This window comes from Pseudoalteromonas sp. PAST1 (genome assembly GCF_021532515.1).
Taxonomy (GTDB): domain Bacteria; phylum Pseudomonadota; class Gammaproteobacteria; order Enterobacterales; family Alteromonadaceae; genus Pseudoalteromonas; species Pseudoalteromonas simplex.
In genome coordinates, this window is record NZ_JAKGBH010000070.1 from 1 (window position 1) to 18,365 (window position 18,365).

The following is an 18,365-nucleotide window of genomic DNA, read 5'->3' on the forward strand; positions in this document are numbered from 1 at the left end:
CCTCAAATGCTTAAACAAAACATTTAAAGAACACGGTTAAAGATAACCGTCAATTTCCCTTGGTAATTAGCGATTACGACAGAATCGCGTGGTAATTAAAGTACGACAAAATCGCTTGGTGTTAACAGAAACACACTGAAAAAGTCTTAACTCGATCTGTCAGACTCGAATAATAGAACTCAATCAAATCTGACTGTCGCATATGTGGTAACAAATCTAATAGTATAAATCTAAGGGAATTACACAACGTTGATGTTAATCATCTCTACAAACTTCATTGGGAAATTCAAACTCAATGGTGGTATGCGACAAATCAAAAGCGCTTAAGTCTTCAGAAATTACTTGCTTGAGTGATTGTAGCTCAGGTACATCATACTGAGCATTCAAAACAAGGTGCGCAATTAGCACATGACTTTCTCCATCTAAAGACCAATAGTGCATGTGATGAGCTTCTCTCACCTCAGATTTCGAAAGTAAGGCTTCAATTATCTTGGCTTGTGTTTCTTTATCAGGTGACGCTTGTAAAAATAATACTAACGTAGAGCTTAAATTTTTTAGGATGGGACAATCAAACATTTATTAACTCTCTGAGTTGAATATGTATTTGTCACTTAAGACGTAATTACTAATTGTTCCAACCACAACGCCTAAAACAAAAGCAATATAGTGGAAGATAGGTGAAGGAAACAAAGCAACTATCACGGTAAAAACAGTAAAGTTTGGAATTAAAGATAAAAGCGCACTGGTAAACGCTTTTGGTATCTGTACCTTGCTAGGCAAGTGAAAGCGATCTTTAAAAGTAAACCGACGATTACCATAAAAAGTAACTAATACGGCAAAGAAAAAAGCATAACTTCTAACTACATATAAACTGTGGTCAAAAAAATTTAAACCTATGTAAAAGATGCCGAAGTCAACTAAAAATGCACTTCCTCCGACAGTTAAAAACAGTAGAAATTGTTTTGAAATTAACGATTGCATAGCAGCACTATTTTTCTTTTATTGTTTTTTATCGATTCGCAGTGTTCAGTTATGTGCTTGCCAGAACGGTACTTTTTAAAGTTAACAACTAAGTAATATTCGTTTTCGACCGCATTGGCATTGAAGAGCATTGCAGCTCCTTGCGAATAGTAGCGCCCAGAAAAGCTCCGTTTATCCAAATAGTAGATAGGAATGGAGTCATCTAATTTACTCAGTAGCCATTTATCACTTCTGTTTTTAAAACCCTCTTGAGCAAATAACAGCGCAATAACAAACAATACTGGAGCTAAAGAACCTAGCAACACGATGTATTTATTAATATGTTTAAGCCACACTGACAATATTAGTGCTAGTGCTGGCAAGCCCGGTAAAACATATATAGGTAAAATGTTTCCCGCGAAAGTAAACAAAATCATCGGGGATACTAGCCAGAAGCCGAGAAAGGATACTAACTGTTTGTCACCAGTATATAGAGGGCTAGTCGTTGTGAAGTTCAGCTTGGATTTGAAGAGTTTGTAAAGTAGAACAAATGACCAAGGGAATGCTACAGCAACCCAATACAGCCATATAATGCCTCTAGGCTCGTCATGAGCAGTACCGTAAAGATCGCCTTCCCAGCCGCTCTCTACGAATCGAGACCAGTGCTCACCTATGATGAAATAATCAATAAAGCCGGGGGTTGCTTGCTCGGCCATAAAATACCAAGGGGTAGCAATTAGGAGAGAAATCGATAACCCAGAAATAACAGGAATCTTCTTAAATAGCGCTTTCAAACCTTGAATCAATCCAAAATTTAGGACTAACCAAGGTAGGATAGATAACCCCACAAAAACAATAATGATGGGACCTTTGGTTAGTAGTCCTATCCCAATCCCAACAAATCCTAGATATGACCAATTTTTGCTACCTGCCCACCCTAAATAGAAGCCAACCATAGCGAGCGTCATTGACAAAGTTAGCAGAGAATCGGTCATTACCATGCCGCTTGCAACGTAAAACCCTAAAGAAGTAAGCAAGATAAATGTCGTTACTAGGGCTGATATCCTGAGCTTTTTAGCAAAAAGAAAAACAACAAACAATGTCATTAATCCGGTTATTAAGTGTGGGAGCCTAATAGCAAATTCACTGTCGCCAAGCAAAGCAATGGATAAAGCGCTTGCCCATGTATGCATTGGGGGCTTACCCCAAAATGGTACGTTGTAATCAAATTGAGGGGTTAACCAGTTATTTGAATCAACCATGATACGGGCGATTTCGCCATATCTCGCTTCAGTAGTATCCATTAATGGATACAAGCCAATAGATATTAGCCTAAATAATATAAAGGCAACAAATGCCAAGAGTGTTAATTGCTTAATTTTCATCTGTTGACCTGTTTAACGGGAAACTCAACTCTTGCCACTGAGCTTTTCGTTTCTTCAAATACTACCTCATCTTTTATGATGAACCTTGGACGGTTTTTCACTTCATTGTATATGCGACCAACATATGAGCCGATAAGTCCAATAGAAAGAAGCTGAAAGCCACCTAAAGCTATCATTGCAACCATAATAGTTGGAAAGCCAGTAACCGCTTCACCAAAAAACATTGTTTTTAGAATTATCCATACACCGTACAAAAATGACGTAAAAGCGAGTGTTCCTCCCAAGTAAGTAGCCAATTGAAGTGGCTTAGTACTAAATGAAGTAATACCATCAACCGCTAGACCTACTAGTTTTAATAACGGCCATTTTGACTCGCCACACCAGCGTTTATCTCTTTCAAATTGTAAAGTGACTTGCTCAAATCCCGGCCAAACTAACAGCCCCTTCATGTAAACGTTCTTTTCGCTAAGTTGGTTTAGCTCATTAACAACTCTACGGCTTAATAGCCTAAAGTCGCCAACATCAGCAGGAATATGATAGTCAGAAAGCTTGTTGAGAATTTTGTAGAACATAGAGGATGAAAACTTCTTAAACCAAGATTCACCGTGACGTATGCTGCGTTGCATATTGATGATATCGAAACCGCTTTTCCATTTAGAGAGCATCAAAGGAATGAGTTCAGGAGGATCTTGTAAATCAGCATCAATTAAGATAACAGCTTTGCCATTGGATTTTAAAAGCCCTGCACACATCGCTGCTTCTTTACCAAAATTTCTGCTCAGATTGATTAAAAGCACTTTTGTACTGGTTTTCTTGAAGTCATTTATGACTGTGGTGGAATTATCTGTGCTACCGTCATTAACGTATATGATTTCAGATGATTCATGCACTGTATTTAATATCGATGTAAGCCGCTTATGAAACTCAGGTAAAACAGACTCTTCATTGAATACCGGAACAATTACCGATACAGAAATTTCTTTTTGGCTTCGTTGTGGACTATTCATCTCAAGATCTTCCCTATTTTTATGCCTGCTAATTTAATTTTTTCAGCGCTTAAAGAAACCCCTTCTTCATGCTTATGCGAATGTTTATCGTGTTGTGTGTTATATCGACTTTCATTAGCCTGTGCTGCGTTTATTGAAAACACAGCAAGAATTACTACTAACGCTACGCTAGTAGTTTGAAAAATATTATTCATGATGACTCTTAACTTTTATTAAACCAAATTGTGTTTGCGTAAAAACGCACAGTATGGAGTAAAAAGTTAGGCTGTAGGTGGGCGATAGAGCCTAGTTGAAATACCTAAAGGCAAAAAAATTATCTTATTAAAGTCATGTGAGTGATTTAAAGGCAAGCTTGGTAAAAATGCTTTGACCAAAATCCAACTGGTATGATTGCCACTACAATGTCCGCAATGGTGGCAGTCCTCGATATCGTGTTCTTTGTCACTATCTAGCTGTGGAGAATGTTCTGCTTCGTGGTCATGAATGGTTTGCAGATGTTCAACGTCTAACTGGTGGGTTTCTAAAGTCGCAGATACAGCGACAAACGATTGAAAAACAATCGATATTATCAGCAGTATTTTTAAAAGAACATTAGTGTTCAAAATCGTATTCTCTCGTTAGACGTTGGTAATATAACAAAATAATAAGTACAAATCTAAGCCCTTTATTAAGTTAAAATGTTAATTGTCTCTGCAAACTTCATCGGGAAATTCAAACTCAATGGTGGTATGTGACAATTCAAAAGCGCTTAAGTTCTCAGAAATTACTTGCTTGAGTGATTGTAACTTAGGTACATCATATGGCTCATTCAAGACGAGGTGTGCAGTTAACACATGACTTTCGCCATCCAAAGACCAATAGTGCAAGTGATGAACTTCTCTCACCTCAGATTTCGAAAGTAGGGCTTCAGTTATCTTGGCTTGTGTTTCTTTATCAGGTGACGCTTGTAAAAATAATGCTAGCGTAGACCTTAAGTTTTTTAGAACGTTAAATAAAATAAAAAGTGTAAAAGCGATAGATAACAATGGATCTAAAATAGGCCAATCCACAAACATCAAGATAACAGATACAATGAGGACAGCCACCCAACCAAGGACGTCTTCCAATAGGTGCCATGTCAATACTTTTTCATTTAATGTAGTTCCTGCTGTGAGTTTATATGCTGCATAACCATTTACTGTAACACCAAGTAATGCTAACCCTAGCATTCCCTCAACCATCGGCATTTCTGGGTTAGATAATCGAGGAATTGCCTCAACCAAAATAAAGATAGAGCCAGCTATTAAAACAACGCTATTGATTAAGGCACCAAACAGTGACAAGCGCTTATAACCGTAACTGTACGTCGAAGATGCTTGTTTATCTGAAAAGTGACTCAGCAGCCAAGCGAAACCGATAGATATGCTGTCACCTAAATCATGGACTGCGTCCGCCATGATTGCCGTACTATTGGTTAGCCAACCGCCGATGAATTCAATGATGGTAAAAGTAACATTTAGAAAAAATGTCCAACCAATGCGCTTATTTTTATCGTTTGCATGGTGGTGACTATGATTGTGGCTGTGCATTTTTACCTCTACTTTGGTTACTGGTGTTTCTAAGTCGATTAACATTCATATTAATAAGATGGCGAATCACTGTTTGATATAACCAGCGTTTTATTCCTGACAAATTAGTTCCTTTTTGACGGTAAAATTCATATGGCGAATTATATAAGCCAAAGTCATCATGAATGCCTTCTTTTTGAATGTATGTATCTTTTCCTGTCCACTCGGTCTCTGGGTTTGACAAACAGGTTGTCGCAACTCCGTATCCGCAGAAACTATCTTTAGTTTCGCACATCTCGAACATCTAAAGTCTGGATTAGAACACCTTATAATTATTGTTAGAGGGTAACATTAATTTAGTTCTTTCTCATTATTAGCAATCTCAACGTCAACACGCATGAATGCTTTACCGTCAACAATAGTCATTTCACCAACCTCTAATTCCTCTAACTCTTGTGGCAACCTTTTACTTCCAAGTACAGATGTAACAGATTTATTCTTAACATCATCTCTATCTCTTCTAGCCATTACTTTCTCATTGGTTATTGCATGATTAACTTGTATCGATGATTGCTGCGGCATTGCGACAACTGCGTTACAGTTATTGCAAACAGCTACTAGTAGATTCTCTACAATAGCTGAATTATCGCTGAGCGCTACGTCACGTTTCATAAATGTAGTCTCAACAACACATTCGCATTTATGACATATTGCTTTGCTTTTATCACCAGCTTTTACAGTTTTCATATCGAATTAAATCATATTGTTACTTAGTAAAATTAAATAGCACAAAGGCTGTGAATTGAAACTTTAATACTTAGATTGTGACCTCAAGATTATTTTGATTCAGCTAAATCAAGAGATACGGCTAGCGCATACTGTTCATCCGTCTGTTTAGAGTAGATATCGCCACGATGGATGTCATAGAAACTAGCAAAGTCAGGAATATTCGATACGATGTTATTGCCCCATTTTCCTTTGTGAATAATATTGCTAGAGCCTAAATGTCTAAGTAATTTATGAACTTCAGAACTTAAAGATACTTCTTCAATAACTTTATTTTTTTCGTCACCGTATTCACATATATGAGTCGTGTCACCTTCTTCAACAAGTGCTTGAAAAGGGTTTCTTAAAAGTTCTTTTAAATCTTCAAATGTTAATTGTCTAACTTCTTTTCTTGTCATAATCACTCCAATATTTATTGTTATGTGGTAATACTAATTAATGCTCGAACAATTAAGTTCGTGTTTAAGCTTTTGAACAGCTCTAACCTTGTTAAACGACTGATACTTTTCTTTGTTATAGCTAGCAGTTTTCCCCGTAGGATTATGAGTAACTGTAACGCCTTTCTGAGCGTTTCCTAGTATGTCATGAGGTGATACACATGTATCAAACTGTAAATCCTGTGCTTTCACATTCATTGATTTCAATAAGCCTAAGAGTTTATGTGAGCTTCACAACGATAAAAGATAGCTTTCCTGATATGGCCCGGTGCAGAATTCAGTGGTGGTGTGATTACCTCTGTTCTGACATCAATATGTTCCTTATGACAAGCAGAGCATTCTTCATCTTTAATTTCTGTCATTATTTATTGCTCATCAAGAGTTTATTTTCTTTAATTTTTAGCAAAGCCTCATTAAGATTATCAACTTGTAATGCTGCACAAATATTTTCTATCTGTAAGTAGTCACGCTTCAATTGAAGTGACAAGTCATTCCAAGTTTTTGCATTCAAGGAGTTTTTTAAAACTTTAAGATCTAAATAAGCATCTTCACTAAATTCAATTTGTCTCGACCATCTGTTATTTTTTTTATACGCTTGCTGTCTTAATCGATTGTTATAGCGTATCCATAACTCGTCTGGAAGCTTGTCGATAACAGATTGAAATTCATTGATATCCTCATCCTCAAAAACTGCTACTTTAGCCTCCACGTCTTTTATTCTTTTCTTTATTTCAGATTCATTTAAATTAGAACCTTTAAGTTCAATTATTCTGCTTTCTGCTTCAGAAGAACTTATTAAAAATTTAGATTTCTTAACAGTTGTCTCTGCTATTTTTTCATGAAAATTTTCAAAAAAATCAGTAAAAAACTTTTCTTCTTCAGACTCTAATACGATGAAGAGTTTTTCAAAGTACTCTTTGTTAAGATAAATATCTTCAAGCATATTGATGATTTTATCTTCACTCATCTGTCGAGCCGGGCGACCACGTTTGCTACTACTATTCATGGGTGTTCCTTTTTAAAATTTGCCAAAGCATTATAGTCGATTATTTATCGTTACCAAGTAACTTTAAATTAAAAAGTATTACCGGGTAATATAAATATTGCTATGTAGAAGGTTTGCGTTGGTTTAAGTGAAGAAATTAGAACAATTAAAAAAGTGAGTTTAAAATATACATCAAGCCCGTTTTACGCTTTTCTGTTGCACCTTTCTTATGTATTGCTTTTTCAAAAAAAGACTTAGGTCCAACAAGATGCACTTCGACTTCAGCCCTTGTTATCGCTGTATATAACCAGTTTCTATCAATTAAGTTAGAGCCATTTAGCGGTATGATAACCTTTCTGAATTGGCTACCTTGAGCCTTATGTAAGCTTATGGCGTAAGCAGGTTCAATCGTATTAAGTAGCTCATGATTTAATTTAATGACATCATCCGATGCATCAATTAAAACTTCACCCAAGTGATCTTTTGTTGCCAATGAGATTAATTTACCCAATGTTCCATTTTGAACGCCTGAATCTATATTATTTTTCGTAAATATAATCGGGTCTCCTAGCTTGATTGGAAGCTTATGGGTCTGCCCCATCAAAACAAAAGTGAGATGTTTGTTCAAAGAGTTAAGTTCGCCTTGAAGTAACCTATTTAAAGAATCTATACCACCGTATTCTTTCTTATAAACAGCCGATGTAATTCGACTATCTGAAGTATTTAATTTATAGAGTTCTAAACACCTTTGATTAATTTCATTATCGGCAACACAGTGAAAAGTGATATTTCCTGTTGTTAACGATGGAGGTAGAACTCCATTTGAAATACTTAAACTGTACTCTGGAATACCCGTATCTTCATCGTGTCTTTTTACAATATCCAACCATGAAATAGCTACCCTATGACTATTTATGATGTCATTGAGAACCAAACCTGAATCAATAGGAGGTAACTGTTTAGGATCTCCAACAAATAATATTCTTGTGTCAGGATGTATATGATTGACTAACTTAAACATCGTTGTTACGTCAATCATAGATGATTCATCTAGAACCAATGCATTTTGCTTAGAGCTATCAATCAAGTCCGGCTCTATAGGCTTTTTCATAAGCAACCTAGTTATCGTCATACTCACTTGTTCAGTTGACTCTTGAAGCCTTTTAGCTGCCCTCCCCGATAAAGCAGCACAATGAGAAGTAATTCCTAATATTTCATAGCCTGCCAAAATAGCTTTTAAAACAGTTGTCTTCCCTGTGCCTGCGCCACCTGAGACCACACAAACTTTATTTCTCAGTGCTCTATAAACCGCTCTACATTGCCCAAGTGTTAATTTAAACGAAACCGAACTCAAAGCATGTCTAAAAGCTGCCTTTGCTCTATTTCTTTCATATTCACTCAGTTCTAGATTAACCAAGTATTTAATACGAAGGGCTATTGCTTTTTCTTTTATAAAACATGCTGTAGATTGATAAGTTTCCAGCTCTTTATTGTAAACAAGTACCTTATCTGTTGATGCTTCAAGAACTCGTTGGAATGATTCGGAAGCAAGTGTTTCACTCTTGAGTAACTTTTCTAACTTTGGCTTCAAATCAGCTCTATGGGCCACAGTATGGCCTTGCCTCTCATGTCGTTTCAACGCTTGTTCGAATGCTGATATTATTCTTCTAATGTCATCATTTTCAATCGAGAATCGCTCTTGAGCAATTGAATCTACAGCATTAAACTTCATCCCCAATTTAGTAAGTAAATATGGGTTATCTTTGAGTTGAATGATGGATTCATGATCATGATATTTAATCAACCGTTGCTGAACATGCAGTGGGATTCCAAGTTCAGAAAACCAAGTTGTATACTTTAGATTTGAGTATTGCCTATACCCGCTTAAGAGCGTATTTATTTTGGCTTTGCTTAAAATTTCTTTAAGTCTTTCTTCATTTCTGTCATCAAGGATCTGATAAATCTCATTACCAAAGGTATCCCATACTTCCTTAGCCTTGCTTTGAGAAATACCTCTAAAACTTGGATTTTTTCCAATAAATAACGCAAAGTGCTCTGCTGTGGTTGGCAATACTATTTCAATTTTTTCAGGCTTTACGTAGTGATCTTGAGTAATCTTGAAGTTATTTTCACTAGTAAACTTTCTAGTTTCAACGTTACCTGTAACTTTCCAGTGTTGACCTAAACTAGGTTCAATTGGCACGCATGAGCTTGGTGTTTTGATGAAAATGATTTTTTTATTCTGTCGATTCTTTTTGGCCTGCACCGATAATTGTACACCACTGAATGAAACGTAAGTTTCATCGGATTGGTATACATTGGTAACTCGGATAACTTCAGTTTTAATGATGCTCAAAGTACACCATTAATTTCATTGATTACTTGAATTGTTTCTCTATGACGTTCCGCTGAAGCTTCCGCTTCACCAAGCCTACCTTTAAGTGCTTTTATTTCTGCTCTTAAACTGAAATTCTCTTTTTCTAATTCAGCATTTCTTCTTGAGATCTCATTAACACTTTCACCAGAAGTATTAAAAACGCTTGAACAATCTTGAGTATTCGACTTATTAGAAGCTTCAACACTTTGCAATAATCCAGCTTTAATGAGATCTCCTATAAGCTTCTTTTCAAATTCTTTATAAACTTGAAGTAATACAGGATTCCCATTTGCTGGCTTAAGAGCACTGTAGCCAATTCCACTATCCCTAGCTACCAAAGTTTTAACTAATTCCTTTGTTTTAAAATTCACAAACTCGCTTAGTTCACCAAGTGATTTATCTTGGTGCCAACTTTCGAATTTATCTATATTGGTCTGAGCATCCGACATTATTTCTCATCTCGAATTCTATTAATTGTGGTCCTAGTAACTCCATATCTTCTAGCTAACTCGCTAACCGTGCATTCTTTATTCACGATAAGCTTTCGAATTTTCTTTCTATCAGCTTCTTGAATAGTTGCAGGTCTACCAAGATGCTTACCTGCTAGTTTAGCTGCTTCCCTACCTTCCTGAGTTCTTGACACAATTAAATCACGCTCTAATTGCGCGAAAGTTCCTATCAAATTAACTGTTGCTTTTGCAAAAGGACTTTCGTTTGAGGTATCAATAACACCATCAAGCGTCTTTAATGTGGCTTTCTTTTGATGGATAGCTTCTATAATAGATAAAACAGATTTAAGAGAACGGCCTAGGCGATCAAGTTTTGTCACTATGATCACATCACCTTTACGAATGTAATTTAAAAGTTCGGATAGTTTAGCTTCATTTTCATCTGAAGCCCCACTTTGCTTACCAGAAAATATTTCTTCACAGCCAGCGCCTTTTAATGCGTTGAGCTGAATTGTTAAATCTTGCTCAATTGTCGAAACTCTGGCAAAGCCTATTTTACTCATTTTAATTTACTCTTAGATTCTCAATCCATTTTTAGTGTACTTAAGTTAAAACTTTAGTACACCCTTATCCAAAAGTAAACTTTAATCTTAAAAATTAATAAAGTACATGTACTTTATTTGATATCAAACTTAAGTTCTTGTGTTCTTAAAATACCAAATAAAAAACTCTGGGCAAGCATCATAAGGTATAATTAATTCTTCATCACCAATAGCAGAAGCTAAATCGTAAATCCCAGTATCCCTAACTTCAAAATCATCAACATGTTCCAGCAGCAGGAGAATCACCCTAAATGATGAATCATCTACTTGAAATTCTTGAACACCATCAATTCTGTTTTCTAATGATAACGTTTTTAAAGACGACACTTGACCAAGCAAGTTAGAAATGGCCTCATTAGCAGTAGTTAGCTTTTGTTCCAACGTATAGTTTTCACTTTCAGCAATCATTAGGTCTTCTTCTAACCTTGCTACTTCAGTTTCTTCAGGAAGAATTTCACCATTGCTGTTTTGGAACTTATCTAGCCTTTTTCGATACTTTTTATTTCTTCTTAAAGTTGATGGAGAAATTACCTCTGAGTATTTTTCTTCAAACTTTTCAGAAACATAATCTGACAATGCAGTTAAATTAACGAAGGAAAGCTTTTTCATTCCCTTTAAAATATCTACTAATCTCGCATCTCTATCATTTACACTTTTCTGCTTAGATTTTTTTAAGGCCAAACCCCGTTGTTCAGACATTTAGTATCTCCAACAATTTCTTATTATCATCTGAAATCAATTTTTCCCTACCGTCTAACAACTCATCCAGTGGTATTTCTTTTATTTCTGAAACCATCTGAAGTGATGTTAATAAAAATGAAACTGGATCATCTTCAACTTCGCCCTCAATAGACTCAAGTATTTCAGCCAATTCAGGAACTACTTTATTTAACTTTCTTACCATTCGATTTGAAATTCTTTTTAATTTATCACTCTGTAAAATTGGAGTATTTGCAGCTTCTTTGAGACGTAGCCACAAGCTATGTTTAAATGTACCCGGCACCATATACTTCATTCGGTTAACAACTTCGTCCTTATCACCAACCGCTATCCCGTACTTATTGATAATGTCTATTCTGACTTTCCAACAACTTGCTTGCTTCAAATTATTAGTGATCTCATAATTTATACTATCTAGGTCAGCACTCGTGACATTAGCCTTGAGTTTTTGAGCCGTCAGATCCGCAACATCGTCTAATAGCTTTTTAATTTTAAGTGCTATTGCTGGTGCCTGATGCTTTGTACTGATTGCTTTAGGACAAATATGACAGTTCATTCGCCCAATTGTTCTTACAACCTCATTAGGACAATCATTTCCAAACGGACATAGATGTGTCCAGTTAAGCGAAAGTTCATCTTTAGAACTCAAATCATATAAACCTGAACCAACTTCTTTAGTCATATGTGTAGTAATTGGCCTATATTTTTTAGCAAATTCTCTATAATCTATCGTTTGTTCAAAATCATCCTCTTTAAATGCAACCGTCTCTGGAGCAACTACACTTTCAATGACTAATTTTTTGTGTTTTACAATTTCTCCTTCAATCTGAGGAGAACTATCTGAATAGTAACCAACGGTCGCTTCAGATTGACCCGTGATCATTCCTATGGCTTCCCGATCACCGATTAGCACATCAAATACCGTAACTAGTTGCTTACGCAAAGAATGGACAGTAATTAAACTTTTATACTCTATTGAGCTGAAAGGAACAAAATCTTCTTTTTGGTTATCACGAATGTAATAACTATAAGATACTGGGACACTTCCCAGCCTTGCAAAGTAATAAAAGTCCTGCGACCGAACATTGACTGGCCCAAATCTAAGTTGACTGACAAATTCGATACCAGAATCAGTCAAACACTTTTCAAAAATCTCCAAAAACAAAGAAAGATTGTAATGGCGAAACGAATTGGAATTTGAGTTTTGTAATAGTGGCTTAAGCTTACCAAATTTACTCTGTTCATTATCTTGATACTTAATTGGATTGACGTAGTTTGGATTTCGGTTTAGACCTCTCAATTTTCTAGCTAACAGAAGCACTTCCATAACTTCTTTTGAGATCAAACTTTCAAATCCTGTAGGCTTACTTTTATCCGTATGAATCCTGATATCTACCAATGACTCCATCGGTAAATTGTTATCCTGAATATAGTCAGCATCAAAGTTATCAGCATCTAACCAACTCGCATTTGACGCCCTCTGGGCAGCATATGCACTTACTAAAATAGAAGCAAAACTTTGATAGTCTAGATGTTTGCACATCAAACCCATTTCAGTTAACTGAATAGACTTTCTCTTGAACTTACTTAAATCGACATCAAATATTTTTAACGGTCTGTAGCCTTCAACAAGCTCAATAACCTTGCTGATAGGAAGATGACCTTCGACTGGAATACGGTTACTAACCTCTTGTTCACTTAATGATGTCTCAGTTTTATCTATGAAATCTGAAATATCTTCCTTGATAACCTTAATATCAGCAGCAATCTCATTTAATCCATTTTTCTTGCAGTACAGGTAACACTCTTCTGCCGACTTCAACATAGCATGTTTAGTGAGCGTCTTTATAAAAGCTCTAAAGTAAATCCAGTAGTTCAAATCCAACATAGCCTTGTTGCTTTTGGAGTATCTTGAACCGAACTTTTTCTTATTTGCATCTAAGGGATTTGATTGTAGTTTCAAACCATCAATATTGCCGAAGTTGGTAAGTATGTATTCAAAGTACCTGTTGATTGTTGCAAGAGTGTCTCTGAGGGTATTATTGTTATCCGTTGAGTGCAGCTTTCTCATGTCAACGAACAAGGATGTGAAATCAATAAATGAGCATGGGTAAATAATTTTTTGCTCTGATTTAAAGGCAACACTCTCCATCACCGATGATGGTTTAATGAATATATAACCTAAGAACTTTTCGGGTGTATCAGGGTATTGGATCACCGTGTCATTCTTGCTGAAAAAGTAAGGTAAATAATCAAACAGATAGGCATTTAAATATCTAAGCGCATTGATTCTTTGATTCTTCGTACTTTTTTCTGGTGAATCATGGCCTACATAATCTTCTTGAGACTTATACCAAAGTGAAGATTTATCTATGGAGCTAATATTATAATTAGCTAAGCTGGAAATATGGAAAGTATATTCACCAATCTTAATATCATTTCTTAAAGCCCTTGGAGCCAATACACATAGGTCTTTGCCCTTTAAGTATGGACTAGAAGACTCCAGCGCCTCCTTTGGGCCAAGGCTCTTAAATTTTGAGTCATCATAATCGAGAGTTGTTTTTTCGTCTTTCTTAATTTCAATCTTAAGCTGCCTACGAGCTAGCTCTTGGGTTTTACTAACTATAGCAGTATCAAACTTATGATCGAAAAATGAAATTGCAGGCAACCATGACATAACTCCTTGGTTACATCTTAAACGATCAACTCGGTAGTTGTTCACTATCTCTGGGGATAACCCTGTTGGCTTCTCAATTCCATAAGCGCAAAACAAGTTAAAAACATCAATTGCAGACTTGTTCCAAGTCTTATAATGATTGAAATTCTCCTCAACACCTGCCCAATCATTTATGAAAGAATGCTTACTTTGCTCAAATCTAGATCGAGTGGCGGTTAAAAGTAGCTCTTTTGCGAATGAAGGAAGTAAGCTAATAAAATAATTATCAGATAAGAACTGCTTATGAGGCTTTGTAAATGGCTTATTAAAGTAATAATCCGCTGGAATAACAACTACTTTCTTTTTTGCTATCGAAGCAAATAAACTCGCAAAAATGATCCTTAAGAAGCCCTTCTCTCCATTAGAGCTAATAGCCACTCCTAGAAGTTCAAATATACGGTTTTGCTCTAGTTTCCAAATATTATCATTCTTAGTTGAATGGTAAAAGTCATGTATGTTTTCAGGCGTTACATCATCTAAAAACGTCAATAATTCATAAGAGAAATAGCCATAATAATCATGCCCTTTTCGTGAATCAGGACTAGCTATTGGTTGAAGATCTTCTATAAATGATGCCTTTATAGCTTCAAAGTGCTCACTGATACTATTTAATTCCAAGGATCTTTTCCTCTGCCAAAGTAAGCTGATAATTTATGGCATCTTCAGTCAACTTCTTAACATCGCTTTTATTCTTCATTAGCAGATTGTTTGCGGCTGCCATCATAGACTTTAAAATTACCTTATCAATAATTGCGTAGCCCTTAGTGGACTCTTCACTACTATGTCCCATCAACGATTGAACAGTAGCAGTATTTAAACCAACCTTACCGCCTTCGAGTGGTAAATAATTTCGACAGAAAGTTCCGTAATAATGCCTCAAACTATGCAAAGTATAAGGCTTCTCAATACCTAGTTTCTTTTGAACACGTTTAAATGACTTATTTAAAGACTCATTACTAGCTAGAAAATATGGTTTTCCCTTATTTTCGTGGTCCAGATTTACGAACAGAAACTTATGACTACAACTTGTTTTCCTTCTCTCAATCAAGTATTTCGGTAAAGTATCAAAAAATATTGTCTTAAAAGGCTCTATAAAATATACCGTTTTAATGTTTCTACCTTTCCACTCTAGTTGCGCTCGTTGATCACTGCTCAATGTAACATAAGCCAGAGGACGGTCTTCTGGGTTAATTGTATAAATTATCCGTTTACGTGAGTTCACATCTGCCATTAATAGTTGTAGTCCTTCAGATTGACGTACACCCGTCCCAGCTAATAAAGCCCATAAACAAATATCCCGATAGTTTGATGTTTGGTCTATAAGCTCCTCAGCTAAATCAAGTGGAAAAGCCTTATTATAAAAATCTTGATTACCAGCAGTAGAGCCAACAGTTTTAAACAACGAGCTTTGAACATACTTTGGCCCCCCTGAGAGGACTCCTGCCATCATCGAATTTGCTATTAATGCATTGGCCTGACTTTGGTTTAGCACTCTTCTTGTCGTCAATTCTGAGAACATAATGTCGGCTTCAACGTCGATATTTAGCAACCCACTTTCTTTCATCACAGTGAGTTCTGATTGTAGAATTGCAGAATCCTTTACAAATTGACTAACCGAGCTAAGCATTCTAGAACATGATGTGGCTTTTTTAGGTTCTTGCCCTGTAAGCCTCGCAATCTCACCTATAAAGCCATCAGCATATTCGCCTTCTTTAAGATAAATAGGATACGAAAGTATCAGGTCTGCTAAAACAGTTCTGGATAACAAGCCTGCTTTAAGATTTTTATATTTTTCGCAAACTATAGGAAAAGTGTAAATATACTCGAAGAATGTTTTTAGATCTTGAGCAATAGCTTTGATAGTGTTTGATGGTTCTTGAGCTAGTGCTAGTGCTTCAATGTATTGCTTCGGTTCTTCTAATACTCCAAGCTCCTGATGGAACAAAGCAAATGATGAGAAGCCGTTATGAACTTTATATTCGATTTTGCTGATCATTATGTATGCACTAAGCTCTTTAAGGTTTAACTTAAACCTATTATAGTGCATAAAAGTGCATATAAAAGAAATATCTATAAAATACTTTAAAGTTGTGCTTTTGATTTAAATGCTTGATAAATAATTAGTAAATGAGGGAGTAAGATGGCGTCCGTTCAGGGATTCGAACCCCGGACCGATGCCTTAGAAGGGCATTGCTCTATCCAGCTGAGCTAAACGGACTTTATATTAACTTTTCAACATGCACTAACACAGTAGGTTGATATAAGAACCTTCGACCAACGCCTTAGAAGGGCGTTGCTCTATCCAGCTGAGCTACGGGCGCATCGAAAACTTCATAAGTTAGCCTGTAAGCGCCGCTTCTTAAAGAAGAAGTGGTCGGCGATGCAGGATTTGAACCTGCGACCCCTTGGACCCAAACCAAGTGCGCTACCAAACTGCGCTAATCGCCGATGCTTACTGTTGTTTGCGAGTGACCTCGTTAACAACGGGGTGCATGATAGTGATTTGACCGAGTCAGGTCAAACATTTTTTTAAGAAAATAATTCAATCGGTCACTTTTAGTTCATAATGGTTAAATATTGCAAATATAAGCTAAAATTTGAACTCTTTTTTATAAAGTAGCGCTTTATATAAGATTGCATCTTGGCGCTATGATGCTTTTCTGCGAAAATACGCAGCATAAATAAATATGATCAAACAAACATGATTTGTGTATCCACGCCCCCTTTATTGGATAATCATATTTAGATGTATCAGTATCAAGTTAACTAACCCCAATTAAAGGTCACCCATGACGGCAAACATCATCGATGGTAAGGCAATAGCTAAACAAGTACGCAGCAATGTAGCAGAGCGAGTTGCAGAGCGTGTAGCGAATGGATTACGCGCTCCAGGACTAGCAGTTGTGTTAGTTGGTCAAGATCCAGCTAGCCAAGTGTATGTTGGTTCTAAACGTAAAGCATGTGAAGAAGTCGGCTTTGTATCTAAGTCTTACGATTTACCTGGCGACACAACTGAGCAAGACTTACTTGCATTAATAGATCAACTAAACGAAGACAAAGAAGTAGACGGTATCTTAGTACAGTTACCTTTACCACAAGGTCTTGATGCTGAAAAAATTCTTGAACGCATCACACCACATAAAGATGTTGATGGTTTCCACCCTTATAACATTGGTCGTTTAGCTCAGCGTATGCCGGCACTTCGTCCTTGTACGCCGAAGGGGATTATCACCCTACTCGACTCTACCGGTGTTCGCTACAAAGGTATGCACGCAGTTGTTGTTGGTGCATCAAACATTGTTGGTCGTCCTATGTCACTTGAGCTTTTACTTGCAGGCTGTACAACAACGGTGTGTCATAAGTTTACTCAAGATTTAGAAACGCATGTTCGCCGCGCCGATTTATTAGTTGTAGCGGTGGGTAAACCTGAGTTTATTCCGGGTGATTGGGTTAAAGAAGGTGCTATTGTAATCGATGTAGGTATTAACCGCCTTGAATCTGGCAAGCTTGTTGGTGATGTTGAATACGATATCGCTGAACAAAAAGCACATTTCATTACACCAGTACCAGGTGGTGTTGGTCCAATGACTGTGGCAAGCTTAATCGAAAACACCCTTGAAGCGTGTGAAAAGTACCACAGCTAAGAAGAGCTAAATTATTGCAAAAGGCTGCCAATTGGCAGCCTTTTTTGATTTTAAGTTTTTTGTAGTTTGAACAGCCTGAGCTTTAACATCTGGGGGAGCACTGAAAACACAATCATCATAAACATCAATAGGTATTGCCAGTCTTGATATTGTTCGTTTATGAGTAAAACAGCGCATACGATTCCCGCAATTGGGTTAGCTATCGTTCCGAATGAAAACTCAGCTACAGTCATGCGTCCTAATAACCAAACATACAGAATATAAGCGATGGCAGTATTGGGCACGATTAACCAAAATAATGCCGAATATTGCAGCGCTGAGATAGGCTCAAATACCACTTGGTATTGCTCTGGGTGAAGTAAACTGCCATCAATAAACGCAGCCAATAATAAAATAGTGCCGCCAATGATTAACTGCCAGGTAAGCACAACCCACCAATGAATATGCACCGACAAACTCTGTACTAAGGTGCTACCAATCACAATAGTCAGTAAGGCCCCAAATAAAGCAGCCACTCCCAATACATTTAATGACACGTGTGCTGGGTCAAACAACAACCATGCCAATACCACCAGCGCCATAGCACAGAATGCTTGAATTTTTGCAGGGCGCTGTCCTTTAGTAAGCCAAGCATATATCAAAGCCACAACCGGCACAGACACCATCCCTACCCCAGCTATAGCTGCAGGAAGGTTTACTGCCATGATAAAAATAAAGGCAAAAAACAACGCGATATTCACAGCACCTAAC

18 protein-coding genes, 2 tRNA genes and 1 pseudogene are annotated in these 18,365 nt (G+C 36.7%); 1 reads left to right on the forward strand and 20 read right to left on the reverse strand.

What is annotated here, in order from left to right; translation table 11 throughout:
• Window positions 1-255: 255 nt before the first annotated feature.
• The 19 genes and pseudogenes from L1272_RS21080 to L1272_RS21170 form a co-directional block, all read right to left on the reverse strand.
• A complete protein-coding gene (locus L1272_RS21080; RefSeq protein ID WP_235374225.1) occupies window positions 256-576 on the reverse strand; it encodes a cation transporter dimerization domain-containing protein in 321 nt (106 codons plus the stop codon).
• A gap of 3 nt (window positions 577-579) precedes the next feature.
• Window positions 580-981 carry a GtrA family protein gene (locus L1272_RS21085; protein ID WP_063530420.1) on the reverse strand — a complete coding sequence of 134 codons (402 nt, stop codon included), beginning with the start codon at window positions 979-981 and terminating at the stop codon, window positions 580-582.
• The gene (locus tag L1272_RS21090; RefSeq protein ID WP_235374226.1) at window positions 969-2,345 is read right to left on the reverse strand and encodes an ArnT family glycosyltransferase; all 1,377 of its coding nucleotides are present in this window, start codon (window positions 2,343-2,345) and stop codon (window positions 969-971) included. Before L1272_RS21090 ends, L1272_RS21085 begins: the two co-directional genes overlap by 13 nt.
• The gene (locus L1272_RS21095; RefSeq protein WP_063529578.1) at window positions 2,342-3,352 is read right to left on the reverse strand and encodes a glycosyltransferase family 2 protein; all 1,011 of its coding nucleotides are present in this window, start codon (window positions 3,350-3,352) and stop codon (window positions 2,342-2,344) included. Before L1272_RS21095 ends, L1272_RS21090 begins: the two co-directional genes overlap by 4 nt.
• Entirely contained in the window at window positions 3,349-3,546 is a 198-nt protein-coding gene (locus L1272_RS21100; RefSeq protein ID WP_063528250.1) for a hypothetical protein, read from the reverse strand. Before L1272_RS21100 ends, L1272_RS21095 begins: the two co-directional genes overlap by 4 nt.
• Before the next feature lie 66 nt (window positions 3,547-3,612).
• Window positions 3,613-3,954, reverse strand: coding sequence for a hypothetical protein (locus tag L1272_RS21105; protein WP_235374227.1), 342 nt, complete (start codon window positions 3,952-3,954; stop codon window positions 3,613-3,615).
• Window positions 3,955-4,032: 78 nt separating this feature from the next.
• Entirely contained in the window at window positions 4,033-4,920 is an 888-nt protein-coding gene (locus tag L1272_RS21110; RefSeq protein ID WP_235374228.1) for a cation diffusion facilitator family transporter, read from the reverse strand.
• Window positions 4,901-5,188 (reverse strand): annotated as a pseudogene (locus tag L1272_RS21115) (transglutaminase); the annotation flags it as partial. The gene L1272_RS21110 and the pseudogene L1272_RS21115, both read right to left, overlap by 20 nt.
• Window positions 5,189-5,250: 62 nt before the next feature.
• Window positions 5,251-5,646 (reverse strand): hypothetical protein, encoded by a 396-nt coding sequence (locus tag L1272_RS21120; RefSeq protein ID WP_063530465.1) that lies wholly within the window; start codon window positions 5,644-5,646, stop codon window positions 5,251-5,253.
• Between the two features lie 89 nt (window positions 5,647-5,735).
• On the reverse strand, window positions 5,736-6,083 hold the full coding sequence (locus L1272_RS21125) for a hypothetical protein (RefSeq protein ID WP_063530464.1): 348 nt from the start codon (window positions 6,081-6,083) through the stop codon (window positions 5,736-5,738).
• A 400-nt stretch (window positions 6,084-6,483) separates the two neighbouring features.
• Window positions 6,484-7,128, reverse strand: coding sequence for a hypothetical protein (locus tag L1272_RS21130; protein ID WP_235374229.1), 645 nt, complete (start codon window positions 7,126-7,128; stop codon window positions 6,484-6,486).
• A 145-nt stretch (window positions 7,129-7,273) separates the two neighbouring features.
• The gene (locus tag L1272_RS21135; RefSeq protein ID WP_063529531.1) at window positions 7,274-9,463 is read right to left on the reverse strand and encodes an AAA family ATPase; all 2,190 of its coding nucleotides are present in this window, start codon (window positions 9,461-9,463) and stop codon (window positions 7,274-7,276) included.
• Window positions 9,460-9,933, reverse strand: coding sequence for a hypothetical protein (locus L1272_RS21140; protein ID WP_063529530.1), 474 nt, complete (start codon window positions 9,931-9,933; stop codon window positions 9,460-9,462). Before L1272_RS21140 ends, L1272_RS21135 begins: the two co-directional genes overlap by 4 nt.
• On the reverse strand, window positions 9,933-10,496 hold the full coding sequence (locus L1272_RS21145; RefSeq protein ID WP_063529529.1) for a recombinase family protein: 564 nt from the start codon (window positions 10,494-10,496) through the stop codon (window positions 9,933-9,935). Before L1272_RS21145 ends, L1272_RS21140 begins: the two co-directional genes overlap by 1 nt.
• A 129-nt stretch (window positions 10,497-10,625) precedes the next feature.
• Window positions 10,626-11,234 (reverse strand): hypothetical protein, encoded by a 609-nt coding sequence (locus L1272_RS21150; protein WP_063530379.1) that lies wholly within the window; start codon window positions 11,232-11,234, stop codon window positions 10,626-10,628.
• A complete protein-coding gene (locus L1272_RS21155; RefSeq protein WP_235374230.1) occupies window positions 11,227-14,589 on the reverse strand; it encodes a hypothetical protein in 3,363 nt (1,120 codons plus the stop codon). The genes L1272_RS21150 and L1272_RS21155 overlap by 8 nt, the downstream gene beginning before the upstream one ends.
• Window positions 14,576-15,967: a tyrosine-type recombinase/integrase gene (locus L1272_RS21160; RefSeq protein ID WP_235374231.1), complete on the reverse strand. Its 1,392-nt coding sequence runs from the start codon at window positions 15,965-15,967 to the stop codon at window positions 14,576-14,578. The genes L1272_RS21155 and L1272_RS21160 overlap by 14 nt, the downstream gene beginning before the upstream one ends.
• 145 nt (window positions 15,968-16,112) lie before the next feature.
• Window positions 16,113-16,189 (reverse strand) — tRNA-Arg (locus tag L1272_RS21165).
• A 153-nt stretch (window positions 16,190-16,342) separates the two neighbouring features.
• A tRNA-Pro gene (locus L1272_RS21170) sits at window positions 16,343-16,419 on the reverse strand.
• A gap of 341 nt (window positions 16,420-16,760) precedes the next feature.
• Here L1272_RS21170 and folD point away from each other — a divergent pair.
• Window positions 16,761-17,615 carry a bifunctional methylenetetrahydrofolate dehydrogenase/methenyltetrahydrofolate cyclohydrolase FolD gene (folD, locus tag L1272_RS21175; protein WP_054553151.1) on the forward strand — a complete coding sequence of 285 codons (855 nt, stop codon included), beginning with the start codon at window positions 16,761-16,763 and terminating at the stop codon, window positions 17,613-17,615.
• 50 nt (window positions 17,616-17,665) lie between these two features.
• Here the strand turns inward: folD and L1272_RS21180 are convergent.
• Window positions 17,666-18,365 (reverse strand): EamA family transporter (locus L1272_RS21180; protein ID WP_235374232.1); only part of this gene is annotated, 700 nt, incomplete at its 5' end.